Below are 20,234 nucleotides of genomic sequence, written 5' to 3'. Positions count from 1 at the left end.
TCTGCTTAGCGGCAGGGCCTTCTTCCCCATCTATCTCTATATTTTAGGATCGGCTATGTCTGCATCTTCTCATTTCAATATTGCTTTTTTTGGCGAATGTATGGTCGAAATCAGCGGCTCTCCATTAACCAAAAAGTTTGGCGGTGACACGCTTAACACCGCGCTTTACCTTTCTCGCTTAACTCAACATCAAAACCTCTCTGTGCACTATGCAACAGGTCTTGGCTGTGATGAGCTGTCTCAAAATATGATTGATAGCTGGCAGCTAGAAGGTATTCAAACCAATTTCGTAGAACGCATTGCGAACAAGCTTCCTGGACTCTACATGGTCGAAACCGACGAGACAGGTGAGCGACACTTTCATTACTGGCGCAATGACGCGGCAGTAAAATCTTACTTCCGTGCTAATGACTTGAATAAGCTTGAAATCGCCCTGACCGAGAAACAAGTCGATGCGGTTTACATCAGCGGTATCAGCATTGCGATTTTAGATGACGCCTCTCGTGCTCGCCTATTCAAAGCAATCAGCGTGTTCTCAAATCAAGGCGGCAAGGTGATTTTTGATAACAACTATCGCCCTCAGCTTTGGAGCACCGAGCAAGCTCAGCACTGGTACGCCAAGTTACTGCCATTGGTAGACATCGCCTTGATTACCGAAGACGACGACTTGCTGGTTTGGGGCAACGCCGAGAGCGTTCAAGAGCGTTGTCTTCGTTTGGGTTGCCAAGAGATCGTCATCAAACGTGGCTGTGAGCCATGCAAGATTGTTCAAGTTGAACAGGGCGATGTTGTTGAGATCTATGTATCAGCGACTCGTGTTTCTAACGTGGTCGACACCTGTGCAGCGGGTGACTCCTTCGCAGCTGGCTATTTAGCGGCGCGCCTTACTGGTGAGAGCACCACCGATGCAGCTGAACTAGGTCACCAACTGGCTTCTACCGTTATTCAATACTCAGGCGCGATCATCCCGGTAAGCGCTATGAATCACTTAATTAAAAAATAGAAAAATAAAGCGAATTTATTATGTCTCAAGAAATGATCAACACACTTAAGCAATTCAAAGTTATCCCTGTTATCCAAATCAACAAAGTGGAACATGCGATTCCACTAGCAAAAGTGTTAGTAGAAAATGGCATGCCAGTAGCAGAAGTGACGTTCCGCACTGAAGCGGCAGCAGATTCGATTCGTGCGATGCGTGATGCTTACCCAGAGATGTGTATCGGCGCGGGTACTGTATTAACACCAGCGCAAATCGACCTTGCGAAAGAGGCGGGCAGCGAATTCATCGTGGCGCCAGGCTTGAATCCAAACACGGTTAAGCGCTGCCAAGAGATCGGTATGCCAATCGTTCCTGGCGTAAACAACCCAAGCCAAGTAGAGCAAGCGTTGGAGCTAGGCCTTAACTTCTTGAAGTTCTTTCCTGCAGAAGCGTCTGGTGGCATCAACATGGTGAAATCTTTGCTAGCGCCTTACGTTGATGTGTCGCTAATGCCAACGGGCGGTATCGGCAAACACAACGTCAATGATTACCTAGCGGTTGATCGCGTGGTTTGCTGCGGTGGCACTTGGATGGTATCGCCAAAAATGATCGAGAACGAACAATGGGACGAGATCGCGGTGTTGGTTCGTGAAGCGGTAGAGTTGGTTAGCTAGTCATAAGTTTGTGAGCTTATTCGTTTTTCACAGACGATAGGCTTTGAGCTCACGATAAACAACAGCAGTGGCTGAAAGGTTCTGTTTTGTGAATCGCCTCCGATAAACAAAACAGAACGTCCGTTATATAGGAAAACTAATAATGAAAAAAACTATATTGTCTCTATTGATTTCAGGTTCAGTAGTGTCCCCAATGGCGTTAGCAATGGCTCCGAATACCGATCTAAATTTAATGCCGTATCCACAGAAAGTTGAGCTTCAAGCTGGACAAGTTAAGGTCGACGGTAACTTCAAGGTTTACATCAAAGGCTTTAACTCTGACCGCGTTGAATACACCGCGAAACGCTTTATCGACCGCCTAGAGCGCCAAACTGGCGTGCCGATTTTAAACTGGCAGGTTGATAGTGCAGACGAAGCGAACCTGATCATTGATATCGACGCGGCACCAAAGTCTGAAGTACAGAACATCGACTCTGTAGAGTCCTACAAGATTACCACTCAGGGTGAGCAAATCACGCTGAGTGCACCAAGCCCTTATGGCGCTATCCACGGCATCGAAACCCTTTTACAGCTCGTTGAAACCACGGCGACTGGCTACCACATTCCTGCCGTTACGATTGTCGATGAACCTCGCTTCCGCTGGCGAGGTGTCTCTTACGATACCTCACGTCACTTCATTGAGTTTGATGTGCTGATTCGTCAGTTAGATGCGATGGCGTCTGCGAAAATGAATGTGTTCCATTGGCACTTCTGGGACGACCAAGGTATCCGTATTCAAACGGAATCTTGGCCGCGTTTGTGGTCTGAAACTGCCGATGGTAATTACTACACCAAAGATCAAGTTCGTTACCTAGTCGAGTATGCTCGTAACCTTGGTATTCGTGTGATTCCGGAAGTCTCGCTGCCGGGCCACTCTTCTGCTGTGGCGCATGCTTACCCACGCTTGATGTCGGGTGGTGAAGGTCAAAGCTATGAACAAGAACGTGGCTGGGGTGTGTTTGAGCCATTGATGGACCCACTTAACCCAGAGCTTTATGAAATGCTGGGCGACGTGTTCGACGAAGTGACAGAACTGTTCCCAGATGAGTACTTCCATATTGGGGGCGATGAGCCGAACTATGCGCAGTGGAAAAACAGCGAAAAGCACCAAGAATTCATTGAAGAGAACAATATTGATGGTGAGCGCGGCCTGCAGTCTTACCTCAACGTAAAAGTTGAAAAGATGCTGGAAGAACGCGGCAAGAAGATGACGGGTTGGGATGAGATTTGGCATAAAGATCTGCCAACTTCTATCGTGATTCAGAGCTGGCAAGGACACGACAGCATTGGTCGTGCGGCGAAAGAGGGCTACCCAGGTATTCTGTCTACGGGTTATTACCTAGACCAACCTCAGCCAACCAGTTACCACTATCGTAATGATCCAATGCCAACTGGCATCACGGTTGACGACAAGCTTCACAGCGGTGAGAAGTTTGTGACTTACCAATGGCAAAAACCTCGCTCTAAAGGCAGCCCACGTAAGGGAACACTGACTATCATTGAAGCAAAAGATGGCACTTTCCGTGCGTTCAGTGATTACAACGGCAAGTCTCGTGAAGAGATCTACATCCTTAATTATGTGCCGGGCAAAACCTTTGTCGGTCACTTCGATAACTTCATGTCGTACACCGAGTTCAACTTGAACTTGAATCCAAATGGGTTTGCGGAAGGCAGCTATCAGTTAATTGGTAACGTGCGCTGGCCAACCACAGGTGAAGTGATTGCGAGCAGTGATGTTGAAGGTAGCGTGATCCCTGAGCCAAATGGTGGCTACCCTGCGGAGCTGACCGATAAAGAAAAAGAGTTGATTTTAGGCGGTGAGATCACTATGTGGCTAGAGAACAAAGACAGCCTCACGGTCGAAAACTACCTATGGCCACGTAGCTATGCAATTGCAGAACGTTTCTGGTCGGATGCAGAACTGACAGACGAACGAAGCATGTATAAGCGCATGAAAGCGATGGATACATGGTCGGAAGTGTCGGTTGGGTTACGTCACCACGCCGATGCTGACATGTTGTTGAAGCGCATTGCAAAAGGCCAAGATATTCACGACTTGCGCGTGTTAGCTAAATACACCGAGCCAGCACAGTACTATGCTCGTAACTGGGAGAAGTGGAACTCAACAGAACCTAAGGGCACCTTGTACAGCCAATACGAGCGCCTAAACCGCTTCGTGGATGCGTTGCCAGTGGAAAGCTACGCAGTGTATGAGATGCAAGATTTAGTCAATGAAGTCGCGACGGGTAATCAGCAGGCGCTTGAACAACTAGCTGATCATTATCAACAAGCCAAATCGGCTGCACAGGCTACAGAAACTGTCTTCGCTGGTAACGTGTCTTCGGTAGAGACGGTGGTGGTTGCTGAGAAAACCGTTGAAGTTGCAGACTTGGCGTTAACCTTGATTGCTAAAGCACAAGCAGGCGAAAAAGTTCGAGCAGCAGACGTGAAGGCCTACCAAGCAATATTGTCTGATGCTGCGAAGATCTACGATGAATCGATCATCGCGATTGTGCGCCCAACAGAGCTATTGTTGAAGCAGTTAGCTGAGTAAGTCGTTAACGGATTAGCGAATAAGTCACACGCCAATCAGTGAATCAAAACCGCCCTCTGTGGGCGGTTTTTAAGTTTTAGCGACTCAAGGGAGTTTGCGTTAGTCTCTATGTAAGTGATTACTCACTATCGATGTTTTTCAGTGTTAACGTAAATGTCATGCCTTGGTCTGAGTTGTTCTTTGCTATTAATGTGCCTTGTATATCGCGCACGTTGTTCGCCGTTATAGCCAACCCGAGCCCCAAGCCTTCGCCCATCTTTTTGTTGGTATGAAACGGTTCGAAAATCGTTTCGAGTTGATCTTCAGACACACCACAACCATTATCTTGAACCTTGATGATCACGCGCTGTTGCTCGGTATGAGCGCTGATAATAATGGTCGCTGGCGTCTGATTTTGCGTGGCATCGATAGCATTTCTAAGCAGGTTACCAAGTACTTGTCTAAGTCGCGCCTCTTCTCCCATTACCATCGAAATATTGGAAGCGACACGCACTCGAATATCGACGTTTTCCAATTCGGCTTGATGAATGCGCAGGGTTTCTTGCAATGCGTCTGTCAGTGAAACTGGGTAAGGCTTTTCCAATCTTTGGAAGGCGAACGACTTCAATTGGCTGGTCATGTTAGCCATTCTGTCGATTAGGCTCATGACTAAGTCCATGTTCGCTTTCAACATCTTGGTTTCGCCTCTTTCCATCAGTAACTGGTTACTTGAAAGCAGAGTTTTTAGGCCAGTCAGCGGCTGATTGAGTTCATGAGTAATGGCACTCGACATGCGGCCTAATGCGGCAAGTTTGCTTGATTCAACCAACTCTTGCTGCGCATCTTTTAGATCTTGTGTTCGCTCTTCTACCCGCAGTTGAAGTGTTTTATTGGCTTCCTGAACCGCGATCTCTGCTTTCTTACGTTTACTAATATCAATCACGGTACACAGGTAATAGGTCGTGGCGTGCCAAGGAAAGGCGCTTATAGAGAACAATACGGGGAAGTAGCTGCCATCACTGCGTCGTGCCATAGTTTCGACGCTGGTGATCTCGGCCAGTTCTTGGTGTTGATCTAGATTTTTTAGCAGCTGTAGCGTGGTTGAATTCGGATTACCCGCTTGAAATAACTGCCATGCTTCAATGTTGTTGATCATGGAATCGGACAAACAGAAGTAATTCTTCGCCATCAAGTTAATGTCGTGGATGTGGCCGTGTTTATCGATCAGTACAAGTCCAACGTGGGTCTTGTTTATCATTCCTGATAGGCGCTTTTCCGACTCTTCGATTAGCTTTTGGATTCGCAGATTACTGAGTTTTTTCTGGCGTCTTTGATAAAGAATCACTAGCAATAGCATGACGAAAAGACAAGCCACCGCTACGCTCCAACTTATCCAACTCGTAGTTTGGTTGAGGCTGGTTAATGGCGTCAGGTAGGTTAATCGCCAGTTGAGGTCGTCTAACTTGATCGACTGAATCAGATAGTCTTTACCTTGCAGTCGCCACACGCGAATGTGGGTTTGGTCATACAGCTCGCGCTTTGTCGCTGTCGGCTGAGAGTTGAAGGTGTCATTAAACCAGTCAGCACTCAATCGGTTATCACTGGAGAGGAAGAATTGATCACGAGGGTTTTGGAACAGTATCGCTTCACCATCGGCAAACCATTGATCGGTTAACAATGACAAATCGATTTGTACTGCGACAATGCCGACCACATCAGAGGCTCGATAAACGGGTGCGGCAATGAAGTAATCGGGTGTCACGCCTTTGTTTTTTGTCACCACTGAAATCGCACCACCTTGTTGGTGGATCTTCGAAACAATTGTGCTGGCGTTCTTATTGCTCAGTTTGCTTCTTTCGACACTTGATACCAACAAGTCACCTTCGCCAGAAAGCAGATACCAACCCTTGGTATTAGCGGCTTTATCCAATTGAATCAGTTGTTTCTTGATGCGTTTTTCAAGGCGGTCTTCACCATCGATAAAACGCACTGTGGTTTCATCATTGGTGACTAGGTAGGGCAGATAATAGAAGCGCTTAAGGGTTCTCCTGGCTTCGGCAATGTAACCAAGGAAGCGCTGTTCGGCATAGCGTTGGGCTTGCTCAAGCTTCCACTGGCTGATGCCATTCTTGGTGGTGACCTGAACCAAACCAATCAATAAACAGGCACATAGGAATAACCAATATCGATTGTTGTTAATCATGCTTGATTAAATCCTTTTAAAATTAGCGAGTTGCCTATCCAAATTAATGAGATGCGAAGCTTCACTGATTTCTTGATTGGAAGGTGGAGAGTGGGACAGATCGAAGCTAACAAACATTATTAAACTGTTAAAGGAGTGTTATTCAAAGTGGGAGCTAGCTCCTTTTCGTCTGCGCCTTTTTTACATACCGTGGGCGACATTATTCAGGTGTAAGCGGCGGAACCAAACTATGCAGCGTATTGCTTTAATTGAAGATGACGCGATTGTGCGTCAAGCAACCAGCCAATGGTTACAGTTGGCGGGCTTTGATGTCACCGCGTTTGAAGTGGGGCAAGATGCGTTAGATGCTGTCGAGTTGGGTGATTTTCAGACCATTATCACCGATGTTCGCTTACCTGATATTGATGGTGTTGAACTATTAGGGCGCTTTAAAAGTCTTGTGCCAGATGTGCCTGTTATCTTGATCACGGGTCATGGTGATGTCGACATGGCGGTAAAGGCGTTACAGCAGGGTGCGTATGATTTCATTGAAAAGCCATTCGACCCAGAGCGCCTGTCTCAAACGGTATCGGAAGCGGTCGACAAACATCAAAGCGGTCAAGACAGAAACAGTCGTCAGAACTATCTGGATAACTTGAAGGGCATTGAACAGGTGCTGATTGGTCGAAGTAAGGTGATGTGTGAACTGCGAGAGCAAATCCAGAAAGTCGCTTCGATAGATACCAACGTGATCATTTATGGTGAAACGGGCTGTGGTAAGGAGTTGGTTGCCTCTTGCTTGCATGAATTCAGCCAGCGTAAAACCCATCCTTTTGTGCCGCTTAACTGTGGCGCGATTCCCGAAAATCTGTTTGAAAGCGAGCTGTTTGGTCATGAAGCGGGCGCTTTTACGGGGGCGGCTAAGAGACGCATCGGTAAGCTTGAGTTTGCCGACAAAGGCACCGTGTTCCTTGATGAAATTGAGAGTATGCCGCTGTCGATGCAGGTCAAAGTGCTGCGCACCTTACAAGATAACGTTGTAGAACGGGTGGGGGGTAATCAGCAACAGAACGTTGATCTGCGAGTGGTCTCCGCCTCGAAAAGCGATCTGCTCAATCATCCTGATTTTCGCCAAGATCTTTTTTATCGTTTGAACGTCGCGCAACTGCATTTGCCTCCGCTGAGTGAGCGAGAAGACGATGCGTTGATTCTCTTCGAACATTTTACCCAAGAAGCGAACAGTGAAACCCGAATCGCTAGCGAGGCGGATCGCTATGCCTTGTTGTCTTATGCATGGCCGGGCAATGTGCGTGAATTGCGCAATGTCGCGATTCGTTTTGCATTGGATGAAAGCCTGACTGTTGGCGATATTTTGGCGTGTCGTCCTAACTCAGTAACAGAGTCTACAACGGCGGGGATCCCGTTGGCGGTTCAGGTTCAGAGCTTCGAGCGAAAAGTGATTCATGATGCGCTAGTCCGTTATCAAGGGCGAATCAATGATGTGATGCAAGACTTGGATTTACCTCGTCGAACATTGAATCAAAAGATGGTGCGTTATGCTTTAAACCGAAGCGATTATGTCGATTCGTAAATGATGACAAGATTTGAAGTGCGCTCTGAATCAATGAGCAAAAAATGGCTCACCTCATATTTGTCATTTTATAAATATTGATCACATAAATATGATGCAGTGTGACCTCACTAGCTTTAAACAGATGTTAATGGCTGCTTTGGATAAGCAAAAAATGGCTCATTCATTCGTGGTCAAATAAGCAAGAAATAGCTCACTTTAAGTGAGTGTTGGAATAAAATTCAATTAAAACAGTGATTTAAAAATTGGCATTGTGCTTGCTATCTAGCGATTGTTGTTAACAAAAATATAACGTAAATAACTCTACATGGAGAGTAACAATGAAATACAACAAGCTAGTTAAAACTTTAGCAATCGCAATGGCTTCTATCGGCCTTATCAGCAACGCCTCAGCTCAAGAAGAGCGTAGCTACATTTTAGCGACGGCTTCAACCGGCGGCACTTACTACCCTGTGGGTGTAGCGTTGGCGACATTGAGTAAAGTTAAGCTTGCGCCAAAGCAGCACTTTTCTTTGGCGGCTATTAGCTCTGCGGGATCGGGTGAGAACGTAAAACTGCTCAATGAAAACGAAGCACAGTTTGCTATTTTACAGGGCTTGTACGGTGCTTGGGCTTGGCAAGGTTTAGGGCCATACGAGAAGTCGGGCAGCCAAACTCAGCTGCGCTCAGTGTCTATGCTGTGGCAAAACGTTGAGCATTTTATTGTGCGCTCTGACCTGACAGAAACGGGCACCATGAGCGACTTAGAAAATCTAAACGGCAAGAAATTCTCTATCGGTAAAAAGAACTCAGGGACAGAGAATTCAGGACGCCAGATCATGCAGGGCCTATCGGTTAACCCAGAACAATTTAAACTCGCCTTTATGGGTTACGGTGGCAGTGCCAGTGCACTACAAAACGGCACGATTGATGGCATGAACACACCTGCTGGCGTGCCTGTTGGTGCGGTAACACAAGCCTTTGCAGCCTTGGGTGAAGACATTCAAATTCTGTCTTTTACCGATGCGCAGATCAAACAAGCAAATGGCGATTACAACATCTGGACCAAGTACGAGATCCCAGCTAACACTTACCCAGGTGTTGATAAGCCAATCACCACTATCGCCCAACCTAACTTCCTAGCGGTTCGTGAAGACATCTCTGAAGAAGATGTTTATCAGCTGACCAAAGCTATCTATGAAAACCTACCTTTCCTACAAGGTATCCACAAAGCAACCAAAGCAATGGCACTTGAGAAAGGGATCGCAGGTTTGCCTGTTCCACTTCACCCGGGCGCTGCACGTTACTATCAAGAAGTGGGCATCGAGCTTCCTTCTGAGTTGATCGTTAACTAACGGTTTTCGCCGACTGACGGTTTACTTCCGTTAAACAAAACCCCCTTAGTGACTTAATTGCTTGGTGCACGTTCGATCGTGAATGTGTTCGTGCACCTGCTTACTTTATGGATTTTCTCTGCGCATTTCGCTGTGGAGAGCAGGAGTTTTCTATGAGCGATTCGCTGCAGCAGGAACTGAAAAAATTTGAATTGCCGACCCGAACGGATTTTCCGTGGGTGGGCAAAGCGATAACCACCATGGGAGTGATTCTCTCCCTATTACATATTTGGTTTAATACCTTATCGACCTTGCCAGAGCTTTGGATCTCGGCGACTCACTTTGCTGGTTTTGCGATCATTTGTGCGCTCTGGTATCCCGCTCATATCTCGCTGAAAAGGAGCAAGATAGCGCTAGCGGTCGATATCGGAATTGCCTTGGCAGCTCTGGCTTGTCTTATCTACATTCCCTTTGCAGAAGACGCCCTTTATGAGCGAGGCGTGAAGTTCATCGCCAGTGATTGGTTCTTCTCTATTTTGGCGATTGCCATCGTCATTGAGTTGATTCGCCGCACCATGGGCTGGTTTATTCCAGTGCTTATCTTGGTGTGCTTGAGCTACGTGGTGCTCTGGGGACAATGGACTAGTGGCATCTTCCACTTTCCGGGTCTGAGCCTTGAAACACTGCTTTACCGAAGCTTTTACTCATCGGAAGGGATGTTTGGTTCGATCTCGAGAATCAGTTGGACCTTCGTGTTCATGTTCATCCTATTTGGCGCATTCTTAGTACGCTCGGGTGTTGGTGATTACATCATTGATGTGTCTCGCGCGGCGGCAGGTAAAGTGATTGGTGGCCCGGGCTTTATCGCGGTAATTGGCTCAGGCTTGATGGGTTCAGTGTCTGGTTCGAGCGTAGCAAATACCGTATCTACGGGCGTTATCAGTATTCCTCTGATGCAAAAAGCTGGTTTCCCTTCGCGTTTCGCGGCAGGTGTTGAAGCGGCTGCATCAACGGGCGGGCAGTTGATGCCACCAGTGATGGGCGCAGGTGCGTTTATCATGGCGTCTTACACACAGATCCCTTATGTCGATATTATCGCGGTTTCCTTCTTACCTGCGCTTATCTACTTCTTGTCGGTAGCGTTTTTTGTGCGTATTGAAGCAAAACGCAGTGGCGTGCAAAAAGTCACTTCTGGCTGTGAACCTCTATTGAAGGTATTGCTGTCGGGTTGGCACAACCTGATCCCATTAGCGGTGTTGGTGACTCTGTTGGTGAAGGGCTTCACGCCGACTTACGCTGCAGGTATTTCAATTCTGTCTGTCGTAGTGGCTTCATGGTTCTCTAAAAATCACAAAATGGGTCCAAAAGCGATCGTCGAAGCACTTTCTCAAGGCGCAAAAAACATGGCGACCACGGCGGTATTGTTGGTGGGCATTGGCCTCGTTATCAACGTCATCAGCACGACTGGCATTGGTAACACCTTCTCATTGATGATCAACAGCTGGGCGAATGGCGACTTGTTGGTGATGATTGCCTTGATCGCGCTCGCGTCTTTGATTCTGGGTATGGGCTTACCAGTAACCGCCGCTTATATCGTGTTGGGCACTCTGTCTGCGCCAGCCTTGTACAAACTGATTGCTGAAAGCCAGTTGCTCGACTTGTTGGTTTCGGGTCAGTTACCTGAACAGGCCAAAGCCATCTTCATGTTGGCGGCACCAGACAAGTTAGACTTACTGAATGCGCCAATGGCTCTCGAAACAGCCAAAGAGATGATCGCGTTAGTCCCTGCTGACTTTGTCGAAACGCTACTTGAGCAAAGCTTAGGCTTGGAAGCAATCAGCCTTGCGCTGCTTTCTGCACACTTGATCATCTTCTGGTTATCGCAAGACAGCAACGTAACCCCACCTGTTTGTTTAACCGCATTTGCAGCCGCAACCATTGCTAAAACACCGCCGATGAGAACTGGTTTAATGGCGTGGAAGATCGCCAAAGGCTTGTACTTGGTGCCACTGCTTATCGCTTACACCAACTTAGTAAGTTGGGATGTGACCTCGGTTTTGGTCACAGGAGGCTTTGCTATCATTGGTACTTACGCGTTTGTTGCCGCGATTGAGGGTTACTTAGAGAGTGAAATTAATCTCGCGCTTCGTGCCGTGTTGATTGCACTGGGTGTGGCTTTGGTTTGGCCTGATGTGTCAATCGTGATTCGCTTGGTGTGTGTGGCTCTGTTTATCGCTATCTTCATCTACAGCGGTCGTAAGTACGATATCAATCAAGTGAAAAAAGAATCGGACGATGAGCAAGATTCGTTGCCTCAAACCGAGCCTGACACTGTCGCGTCTTCCCTATAATTTAAAGGACTGAATGTAGGAACATTATGAATTCAATATACGACTATATTATCGTTGGTGGTGGCATTGTTGGCGTGTCGACGGCATGGCAACTTCAACAAGCTCATCCTGATAAAAGTATCCTTTTAGTCGAGAAGGAGCGTGGCTTGGCGCAGCACCAAACCGGTCACAACAGTGGTGTGATTCACGCTGGCGTTTACTACGCTCCGGGCAGTTTAAAGGCGGATTTTTGTAAGCGTGGCGTCGAGCGCACCATCGCCTTTTGTAGCCAACACGATATCCCCGTTGAAAACTGCGGTAAGTTGTTGGTCGCGACCAATGAGCAGGAAGTGGAGCGCATGAACGCGCTCTATCAACGTTGTCATGATAACGACATTGATGTCGATCTGTTGGATCAAGCACAGCTCAAACTTGCCGAGCCGAACATCACGGGCTTGGGCGCGATTTATGTCAAAACCACCAGTATCGTCGACTACAAAAAAGTCACCGAAGTAATGGCTCAAGAGTTTGTTGAGGCTGGTGGTAAGCTCAGCCTTGGCACTGAAGTGATCATGGCGGATGAGCAAGACGATGAGGTTCAGTTAACCTGCAAAGTAGATGGTCAGACTCTACAACTGAACAGCCGATTCTTGATCACATGTTCTGGTTTGATGGCCGACAGAATGACCAACATGCTTGGCATTGAAACTGACTTCCAGATCGTGCCTTATCGTGGTGAATACTATCAGCTGGACGCCAAACATAACCATGTGGTGAATCACCTTATCTACCCGATTCCAGACCCTGAGTTGCCTTTCTTGGGTGTGCATCTAACGCGCATGATTGATGGCTCGGTAACGGTAGGGCCGAATGCAGTTCAAGGTTGGAAGCGAGAAGGTTATGGCAAACTGAACTTTAGCTTCAAGGACACTTGGCAGATGCTGAGCTTTGCCGGATTCTGGAAAGTGACTGCGAATAATCTGAAAACCGGTTTGGTCGAGTTTAAGAATTCGTGGTGGAAGCCGGGCTATCTAAAGTTGGTTAATAAGTACTGCCCAAGCATTACGGTGTCAGATTTCAAACCTTACCCAGCAGGCATTCGTGCCCAAGCGGTACTCAAAGATGGCACCTTGGTTCATGACTTTTTGTTTGCTGAAAGCCCAAGAAGCTTGCACGTGTGCAATGCACCATCGCCAGCGGCGACCTCAGCAATGCCTATTGGTGAGTATATTTGTACTAAGGTGATGAAAAAGACGGCGTGATGATAACTGAAAATTATTGATCGAACTTTTCTCCAAAGAGAATAAAAAATCCGCGAGCGCAATTCTATATAGGACCGAACTCGCGGATTTTTAGTTTTCGCCGTGTTTGTGCGGATTAACGTTAGTCAGTCAACTAACCTTACAGCCAATCAGGCACAAAGTTAGCGACGATGGTGACATCGTTAAAGTTGCGATAGCCGCGCACCATGATGCTGAATTCACCCGCTGGCTTGTTCAATACACACTGTTCGTTGCTGCTGTTCTGGTATGGGCGACAGTCGTAGCTTGCTTTCGATACGGTGCCATTGTGTTTCACATAAAGGTCGGCATCGCCACTTCGAGGGCCTGTTAATGTTACCGTTAACTGACCTGCACTTTCCGTGGTAAATGTGAAGAATTGCTCTTCACCATATCCTGCAGTAAGTCCTTCAAGGGGGACGTCATTTTGTAGCTCTTTAGGACCTGCAACTGGTGAATCAAGGCTGGTTTCTACAAGGTAAGAAATGGCTAATTTGGCGAATTTAGTCGCGTGTGTTGCGGTTGGATCGGAATTTTCCAAAGTATCGTGCTGGGTATGAATGTGTGGGTTGTAGTCGTTGAACATACTCTCGAATGGCATGGCGGCTGGGTAACCAACATTGTGCCAAGAAGCGTGGTCAGAACAGGCATAGCCACAATTATCGAAACCGTAACTGATGTCGCTTGCGTAAGTGTCGATCAGCTCGCTCAAATAGGCGGTTAAGTTACTGTCGGTATAGTCTGTGATGAAGGTGATATCGTGCGCCGAACCGTTGTAGTTGGTCATGTCTAATTGCAGTACCGACACAACGTTTGCTTGCTCGTCTCGTAACGCGTTGGCGACATCTTGTGAACCACGCAGTCCCACTTCCTCTGCAGCATAGCCATAGAACTTGATGGTTTTGTCTGGCTGAATACCGCTCGCTATCATCAGGCGAAGCGACTCTGTTACCGTTGCAATGCCCGAAGCATCATCATCGGCTCCCGGTGAAATGGTGCCTTCGCTTGTCCAAGATCCAACTGTCGAATCAAGGTGACCACCAACAACGACGATCTCTTCAGGATATTTAGCGCCAAGCAGTGTCACTTCAACGGATTTTTGTGGATATTCGGCGTGTGTGATTTGTCGTGCAGATGCGTACGGTACATCTTTAATCTCGGTTTCCCAACGCTCTAAAAGCCAATCTGAAGCAGCGACACCAGTAGAAGTAGTATAAAAACGGTTGGTGAAGTTGGTTAGATTTTCGATGGTCGTGACCATGTTGTTCGGCTCGACCTGAGCGAGTAGATCGTTCACTGTGTCTTGATGGCTGATCACCGGCTTTTCGAAGGTGTTCATTGTCAATGGCATCGCTGCGGCCTTGAGTGCGCTTGCTTTGTCTTCGTGCACCATGTAGCCACCACAACGGTGAGTTTCTTCGTGCATGTGGCTGGATAGTTTCGCCAGCTCTTTCTGGTTGATTTTCGCGACGATGGAATGCTTGTTTCCCGTCACGCTTGGGTAAACTGTTGCGCCATGCTGAGTCATTATATGCTGTGCGTCAGCATCGGTGGTGATCCAAACCTCTTCGTTCGCTGGTGGTGTGATGCCTAGGGATGCGTGAGCCGAAGTACTGTTGATCAAGGCTAGAGAACCTCCGAGTACAGCCAAAGCTAGCATGCTTTTTTGAATAGCCATTTGTCGTCCTTTTTATGGTGAGTATTGTTATCTTGATGGGTGTGATTTTTATGTAAGGTGCGGATGTTTTGGTGTAGATGTTTCATGCGCTAAACAGACAATAGAGAAAAGGGCCCCTTTCGGAGCCCTGAATTTGCTATTGATTACTGTGCTTTAATGAAACGGTAGTGCTTGGTTTCTGAACAGATATCACTTGTTGAGGTACACACTTGGTACTCCACATCCACTGTGCCGTTGTGACGGAACTTGTCGACGTATGAGTTGAAGTCTGTCGCACCAACATTCTTGCCGTTACGCTTAATCACGAAGTAGTCGTTGGTGTCGTAATCCCATGCCAGCTTAACGCGAGCCTTGCCGTTCGGGTTTTTGTTACCAAACTTCAGTTTTAGTGGGAAGCCTTTCGCTGAATCACCTTCAATCGTGATCGACTTGCTTGCTGATGTTGCAACACCTGTATCGTCAGTCACGGTTAGGGTAACCACGTAGTCGCCAGCTTCAGCATAGGTATAACGAGTGACTTCACCTGTTTGCGTGTTGCCATCGCCTAGGTTCCATTGGTAAGAAACGATCTGGCCATCGCTGTCCGAACTTGTGCTGCGCAGCTCTACTTCTTTGCCTACAACCGTGTGTTCGAAAGAAGAAACTGGCGGTACGTTAGCGTCGCCTGATTCGTACGATGCTTTTAGGTTTGCACCTGCGTAATCTGAGTAGCCTAGAATGTTCACTGTGTAGCGACCTGAGGTTGGGTTCTCAATCACACACACTTCGTCAGTCACGCTTTCACTCTTACAGATATTGTCTTGAGGGCTTGGTGCGTAATCTAGGCCGACATACATATCTGGGTCACCCGTAGAAACAGCAAGATCAATCGTCAGCTTGTCTTGGCCTTCTGGTACTTCGATATCGAAGTAAGTTTTTGAGCCTGTTTCACCAGCAACTGCGGCTTCAACACCATTTTCAAGACGTTGATATTCCGGTTCTGGCGGAAGTGGTGGCTCGCCACAAGGAGATACGCCCACTAAGTTGAACGCAGAAACCACGTCATCGGCACTGTAGCCAAGATCGGTTGCTGAGTTCTTCACGCCACAAGCGCCTTGCCAGAAATCACTGTTTTCAGACCAGTAGATTTGGTTGGCTAATACGAAAAGTTCGAACGCTTTCTTGGTGTCCCAACCTTGCGTGGTTGCTAGATGGTAGAACGCTTTGTTGAATACACCCGAGCTGTAGTGCACGTTCAAGCCATCGTAGTATTCAGATGCGTTGTTGATTGAAGAGCCATCGCGTGATGGATCGTCCATGTAACGCAGAGCGCCTTCGCCTTTGAAGATATTGCGTCCGACCATCCAGTCGTTGCTGCCTTTCATGTAGTATTCAGCGGCTTCACCAGCCATATCAGAGAAAGCCTCGTTCATGCCGCCCGATTGGTTTGCGTAGATCAAACCTGAGTTTTGCTCAGTGAAACCGTGGCTCACTTCGTGCGCTGATACATCTAGGCTTACAAGTGGGTAGAAGAAGCTTTCACCATCGCCAAAGGTCATTGCCTTGCCATCCCAGAATGCGTTCTCGTAGTTTTCACCGTAGTGAACACGCATCATGAGTTTGAAAGAGAGTGGTGCTGTGTCGAACCAGTTTTTATACATGTCGAACACAATGTTACCGAAGTAGTGTGCGTCGTTCAGTGGCGAGAATGCGCCGTTCACAGACTTGTATTCGTTACGAGGACATTCATAGCTGTAAACGGTGTCGCCGTCTGTCGCGCCATTTAGGTTAACAGTGACAACATTTTCCGACTCCATAACACACTCAGTGCCATTTTCTTGAACATCAAGGTAGTGGTAGTCGGTACCGTACTCGTACATGCCTGTTTTTTCGTTACCACCTGGGCCTGTGCCGATCTGAGCGTGTGCAATACCTTCCCAGCGGTCGATCACTTCGCCCGTATGCGCATCGAGCATTGTGAATGGTCGAGTCGGGTGCTCGCTGCCTTCGACAAGGTAAGAGACAACGTACACAAGGCGTGTTTTGTCCGCGCCTTGTGTGCCTATGCTTTGTTTACCTGATCCTTGGTTGGATGGGCCCTGATAAATAAACAAGTCATGCTGGACATTGTCTAGAGATTTGCTGGTTAAGCCTTGAGTCTTAAGATCTTTACTTGCCAATTCAATCGCTTGAGCGCTGTTGATGGCGGGTTTAACAAAAGAACGCTCTAGGGTTGTTGTCTTAAGGTAGCGACCTTGAACGGACTTAAGCGCACCACCTTGAACACTTTGGGTTGCATTTAGGTAGTGCCCCCATACTGGCGTTCCCCAGATGTTTTGCTGGATCTTCACTTTGTAGATGCCACGCTTTTTGAGGTTTACTTCTTTAACCATCTTGAAGCTAGAAGCATTACTTACACCTAGCTGGGTGTTTAACCCAGAAAAGTTAGTAAAGTTGATCGGTTGATCAATCTGAACTGATTCATTTGCATGCACTGACAAAGACATAGCACAGGCTATAGCAACGGCAACTAAACGCTTTCTTATTTTCATTGTTATTTTCTCTTTCCATGTAAAATCAAAGAAAACGTAACAAAATTCTCACAGCGAATTTACATCATTCGATCTGATTAATTAGTAGCATGGCAATGATCTCTTTTATTCATGAAACTTATACTTCTCGTATTTACAGATAGTTATCGTTTCTGTTTATTTTTGAACGCACTAATAGGTTTTATTTATAAAATCATGACACTTTTATTAAGTGTTAATTATTCTTGGAAATTAAGATTTTTGTGCAAATTGATCTGTGCCTCAATTAACCAGTTTTGGGTTGATAGAAGGAACAACGATTTGGCAGTGTCAGTTTGAGCGAGAGGCTATTAAGTGAATTTAAGAGATATTTTGATGATAAATCGAAGATTTTCTGGCTTATTTTTCGAATTGTTAGTTATAACAGGGCAGGGTAATTAAGAAGTTCTTTGGCACAGAGCACAAAACTGACTGGATGAAAAAAGCCAGCGACGAGGTCACTGGCTTAGATGAAGTTAGTTTGTACAGGCTACGAACTTAAGCATGCAACGATGGCGAATTACTGCTTCTTACCGCCAACTTGAACGTAGTCGATACCAATAATACGGTTGATGATACCCAGAACAGAGCTTGTGTCAGAGTTTGTAGAACGAATAGTCTCAACCGTAGCGCCTTCAGGCACCAATTCCATTGCACGATCTTGTGTGTTACCAGGAACTTGGAAACCTACGATGTTGAAGCTCTCAGCGTGCGCTGTGTAAACTTCTTCGTTGTGGCTGATACCTGAACAACCTGCTAGAGAAACAATGCCTAAAACAACTAATAACTTTTTCATAAAAATACCCTAAGAATGATTGGAACCTAGATGGCAAGGCACAAAGGCAGTGGCATGATTATCTAGATTTAATAAGTTCATGGGAGACAGCATCTCCCGACCGATGTTGAACATTATTCCAGAGGTGTTTTGTAGTTACTGTATGGGTTTGTCAGCTGAATCATTACATAGCTGAATGGTTATGGTGAATACTGCACCTTTTAAGGCTTGGCTCTGACCCACTTCCACGGTTGCGTTGTGTTGAGCACAGATCTTCTCGACGATAGACAACCCTAAACCATGGCCACTCTTGGCTTTGTTACGCGCTTTATCACCAACGTAAAACGGTTCAAACAAGCGAGCCTGATGCTCTTGCGTCACACCATCGCCATCATCATGTACTGCAATTTTCAGTTGTTCTTGATGCGCGCTGGCTTCAATTAACACTTGAGAGCGTGCGAATTTCATGGCGTTGCGTACGAGGTTATCCAGAGCGCGGTTCAACAGTATTTCATCCGCAAGAATCTCGTAAGGTTGCTCTGGCAGTGATAGGTTGATGTCGAGCTCAGTATCTTTGTTCCAACGCGTCATTGCATGACCAAGAAAGTCATTTATCTCGACAGGTTGCTGTAAATTTTCGAGGTCGCAGCTATCTAGCTTGGCGTAACACAATAGCTCGTCGACCATCTTCTCCATCTCTTCGGTATCTTCCACAATGCTCTCTACAGTCTCTTGTTGAGACTCGTTGAGCGGTGTGTCTTTCAGCATTTCAGCTTGCCATTGGATACGGAATATTGGCGTTCGCAGCTCATGGGCGACCGCATTGGTGAGTGAACGATTACTCTCAATCAAGCGGTGAATACGGTCTGCCATTAGGTTGAAAGACTTATTGAGTGAGCCGATTGCAATGCCGCTTGAGGTCTCGGCTCGCGAGGAGAGATCTCCTTCAGCAAAGGCTAGCGTCGCCGATTCAAGCTTCTTAACTCGGCGGAAGATAATAAATAGGTGGCATACGCCGTACAAGATAAAGCTGGCTAGGAAGAACAACCAAATGAGGTCATCTTCCAACTCAATCTTTTGTCTAACGAACGCTTCACTGTTGGGTAGGTAATGATAGGTATTGTCACTGCTTGCTAAGCGAAACCAAAGGTCACGCTCATCATCGTGAAAGATAAAGGTATTTGGGTTGGTCGAGAAGAACTCTGATACAGGGCTTGGTATTTCATCTTTTGGATTGAACGTAATCAGTTTATTTCGAGTGGTTTCGACAAACTGATTCATGGCTTTTTGAGCCGCTTCAAGCCCCTGATTTTTCGCGATATTTTCTATGAGTTGCTGGTGGGCTGTGGCTTCATAATCTTGCAGAACATATTCGTAGTCAGTATTGAGCTGATAGACACAGATTTCGTAAGCGACAATGCCGCTCATGAAGCAAACTAACAGCCCTAATAGGGACTCCAAAAAGATACGTCGCATAATCGCTCTCTTTCATTACGCTCGTACTGAGCGAAGTTAATGCCAGGCGGTTGAAACAAACAAGTAGCCTTTACCGCGAATGGTCTGAATTTTCTCTGCTGGTGTGTGGTCGTCGCCCAAAATCTTCCTTAGACGTACAACCTTGTTGTCAATCGTCCGGTCTATTCCGTCGTACTCAATCCCGCGCAATGTTTGCGTCAAGTAGTCACGAGATAACGGCGTGTCTGGGTTGCTTGCCAATAACCAAAGTAGGTCAAACTCGCTGTCAGTGAGTGATAAAACCGCACCTGAAAGCTCACACTTCTTATAAGTGTTTTTCAGAACGAGTTGATCGAACTGAAGGGTGTCTGAGTCATCGACTGAAGCGGTATTGGTGTCTTGGCGGCGTAATAACGAACGGACTCTGGCCAGCAGAACTCTTGGTTTGATTGGCTTGGTGACATAGTCATCAGCCCCTGTCTCTAAACCAGCGACGTGATCAAAGTCGTCATCGCTAGCAGTGAGCATCAAGATTTTACCTTTATAGTGCGTACGCGTCTGTCGGCAGATTGTAAGTCCATCAGTTACAGGAAGCATCAAATCCAGCAGTACGATGTCAGGTTGCTCCGCGAGGATGGTTTGTGCGGCATCACTGCCATCGTCCAACACCGTGACATCAAAATCTTGCGCGACGAAGTAGTCCTGCAACATTTTCTGAAGTTTCAAATCGTCTTCCACGATGATCATTTTAGGTTTTGTCATTCCATTATCAGCCTTGTCGTGCGTTTCACTTATTGAGATTAGGTGAGCGAGTCTTCGTCGTGATGAACCATTACGATTATGCGCTGTTGCATAT

At 46.8% G+C, this 20,234-nt stretch carries 13 protein-coding genes; 7 read left to right on the top strand and 6 right to left on the bottom strand.

The window, feature by feature from the left end; genetic code table 11:
* Nucleotides 1–55 precede the first annotated feature (55 nt).
* From FLM53_RS23920 to FLM53_RS23910, 3 genes are all read left to right on the top strand, one after another.
* Complete coding sequence (locus FLM53_RS23920) at nt 56–1,003, top strand: sugar kinase (RefSeq protein WP_176679101.1); 948 nt, start codon at nt 56–58, stop codon at nt 1,001–1,003.
* 20 nt (nt 1,004–1,023) lie between these two features.
* Entirely contained in the window at nt 1,024–1,653 is a 630-nt protein-coding gene (locus FLM53_RS23915; protein ID WP_176679102.1) for a bifunctional 4-hydroxy-2-oxoglutarate aldolase/2-dehydro-3-deoxy-phosphogluconate aldolase, read from the top strand.
* Between the two features lie 142 nt (nt 1,654–1,795).
* Nucleotides 1,796–4,246, top strand: a complete 2,451-nt coding sequence (locus FLM53_RS23910; protein ID WP_176679103.1) for a family 20 glycosylhydrolase — start codon at nt 1,796–1,798, stop codon at nt 4,244–4,246.
* 118 nt (nt 4,247–4,364) lie between these two features.
* Here FLM53_RS23910 and FLM53_RS23905 read toward each other — a convergent pair whose 3' ends face one another.
* Complete coding sequence (locus tag FLM53_RS23905; protein ID WP_176679104.1) at nt 4,365–6,428, bottom strand: ATP-binding protein; 2,064 nt, start codon at nt 6,426–6,428, stop codon at nt 4,365–4,367.
* A 229-nt stretch (nt 6,429–6,657) separates the two neighbouring features.
* On the opposite strand from FLM53_RS23905, the gene FLM53_RS23900 reads away from it, so the two are divergent.
* The 4 genes from FLM53_RS23900 to lhgO all read left to right on the top strand — a co-directional run bounded on the left by FLM53_RS23900 (nt 6,658) and on the right by lhgO (nt 12,903).
* On the top strand, nt 6,658–7,998 hold the full coding sequence (locus tag FLM53_RS23900; RefSeq protein ID WP_176679105.1) for a sigma-54 dependent transcriptional regulator: 1,341 nt from the start codon (nt 6,658–6,660) through the stop codon (nt 7,996–7,998).
* Between the two features lie 320 nt (nt 7,999–8,318).
* Nucleotides 8,319–9,332 carry a TAXI family TRAP transporter solute-binding subunit gene (locus tag FLM53_RS23895; protein ID WP_176679106.1) on the top strand — a complete coding sequence of 338 codons (1,014 nt, stop codon included), beginning with the start codon at nt 8,319–8,321 and terminating at the stop codon, nt 9,330–9,332.
* A gap of 152 nt (nt 9,333–9,484) precedes the next feature.
* On the top strand, nt 9,485–11,662 hold the full coding sequence (locus FLM53_RS23890) for a TRAP transporter permease (RefSeq protein WP_176679107.1): 2,178 nt from the start codon (nt 9,485–9,487) through the stop codon (nt 11,660–11,662).
* 26 nt (nt 11,663–11,688) lie between these two features.
* Nucleotides 11,689–12,903: an L-2-hydroxyglutarate oxidase gene (gene lhgO, locus FLM53_RS23885; RefSeq protein WP_176679108.1), complete on the top strand. Its 1,215-nt coding sequence runs from the start codon at nt 11,689–11,691 to the stop codon at nt 12,901–12,903.
* A gap of 139 nt (nt 12,904–13,042) precedes the next feature.
* Here the strand turns inward: lhgO and FLM53_RS23880 are convergent, their stop codons facing one another.
* The 5 genes from FLM53_RS23880 to FLM53_RS23860 form a co-directional block, all read right to left on the bottom strand.
* Nucleotides 13,043–14,599: a M28 family metallopeptidase gene (locus tag FLM53_RS23880; protein ID WP_176679109.1), complete on the bottom strand. Its 1,557-nt coding sequence runs from the start codon at nt 14,597–14,599 to the stop codon at nt 13,043–13,045.
* Between the two features lie 143 nt (nt 14,600–14,742).
* Nucleotides 14,743–17,130: a M4 family metallopeptidase gene (locus tag FLM53_RS23875; protein ID WP_176679110.1), complete on the bottom strand. Its 2,388-nt coding sequence runs from the start codon at nt 17,128–17,130 to the stop codon at nt 14,743–14,745.
* A 538-nt stretch (nt 17,131–17,668) separates the two neighbouring features.
* Nucleotides 17,669–17,944, bottom strand: coding sequence for a hypothetical protein (locus FLM53_RS23870; RefSeq protein WP_017632032.1), 276 nt, complete (start codon nt 17,942–17,944; stop codon nt 17,669–17,671).
* A gap of 135 nt (nt 17,945–18,079) precedes the next feature.
* Nucleotides 18,080–19,399 carry a cell wall metabolism sensor histidine kinase WalK gene (locus FLM53_RS23865; protein WP_176679111.1) on the bottom strand — a complete coding sequence of 440 codons (1,320 nt, stop codon included), beginning with the start codon at nt 19,397–19,399 and terminating at the stop codon, nt 18,080–18,082.
* Nucleotides 19,400–19,435: 36 nt separating this feature from the next.
* Nucleotides 19,436–20,140 carry a response regulator gene (locus tag FLM53_RS23860; protein ID WP_176679112.1) on the bottom strand — a complete coding sequence of 235 codons (705 nt, stop codon included), beginning with the start codon at nt 20,138–20,140 and terminating at the stop codon, nt 19,436–19,438.
* Between the last annotated feature and the right edge of the window lie 94 nt (nt 20,141–20,234).

Origin of the sequence: Vibrio sp. Scap24, from assembly GCF_013394185.1 — a bacterium.
Lineage (GTDB): Bacteria > Pseudomonadota > Gammaproteobacteria > Enterobacterales > Vibrionaceae > Vibrio > Vibrio pomeroyi.
The sequence above is the reverse complement of the archived record's forward strand: the minus strand, read 5'-3'. Positions and strand labels throughout refer to the sequence as shown.

Bases quoted from the DNA above. Each gene is read 5' to 3' on its own strand.
- FLM53_RS23920 (WP_176679101.1), top strand. From the start codon at position 56: ATGTCTGCATCTTCTCATTTCAATATTGCTTTTTTTGGCGAATGTATG.
- FLM53_RS23915 (WP_176679102.1), top strand. From the start codon at position 1,024: ATGTCTCAAGAAATGATCAACACACTTAAGCAATTCAAAGTTATCCCT.
- FLM53_RS23910 (WP_176679103.1), top strand. From the start codon at position 1,796: ATGAAAAAAACTATATTGTCTCTATTGATTTCAGGTTCAGTAGTGTCC.
- FLM53_RS23905 (WP_176679104.1), bottom strand. From the start codon at position 6,428: ATGATTAACAACAATCGATATTGGTTATTCCTATGTGCCTGTTTATTG.
- FLM53_RS23900 (WP_176679105.1), top strand. From the start codon at position 6,658: ATGCAGCGTATTGCTTTAATTGAAGATGACGCGATTGTGCGTCAAGCA.
- FLM53_RS23895 (WP_176679106.1), top strand. From the start codon at position 8,319: ATGAAATACAACAAGCTAGTTAAAACTTTAGCAATCGCAATGGCTTCT.
- FLM53_RS23890 (WP_176679107.1), top strand. From the start codon at position 9,485: ATGAGCGATTCGCTGCAGCAGGAACTGAAAAAATTTGAATTGCCGACC.
- lhgO (WP_176679108.1), top strand. From the start codon at position 11,689: ATGAATTCAATATACGACTATATTATCGTTGGTGGTGGCATTGTTGGC.
- FLM53_RS23880 (WP_176679109.1), bottom strand. From the start codon at position 14,599: ATGGCTATTCAAAAAAGCATGCTAGCTTTGGCTGTACTCGGAGGTTCT.
- FLM53_RS23875 (WP_176679110.1), bottom strand. From the start codon at position 17,130: ATGAAAATAAGAAAGCGTTTAGTTGCCGTTGCTATAGCCTGTGCTATG.
- FLM53_RS23870 (WP_017632032.1), bottom strand. From the start codon at position 17,944: ATGAAAAAGTTATTAGTTGTTTTAGGCATTGTTTCTCTAGCAGGTTGT.
- FLM53_RS23865 (WP_176679111.1), bottom strand. From the start codon at position 19,399: ATGCGACGTATCTTTTTGGAGTCCCTATTAGGGCTGTTAGTTTGCTTC.
- FLM53_RS23860 (WP_176679112.1), bottom strand. From the start codon at position 20,140: ATGACAAAACCTAAAATGATCATCGTGGAAGACGATTTGAAACTTCAG.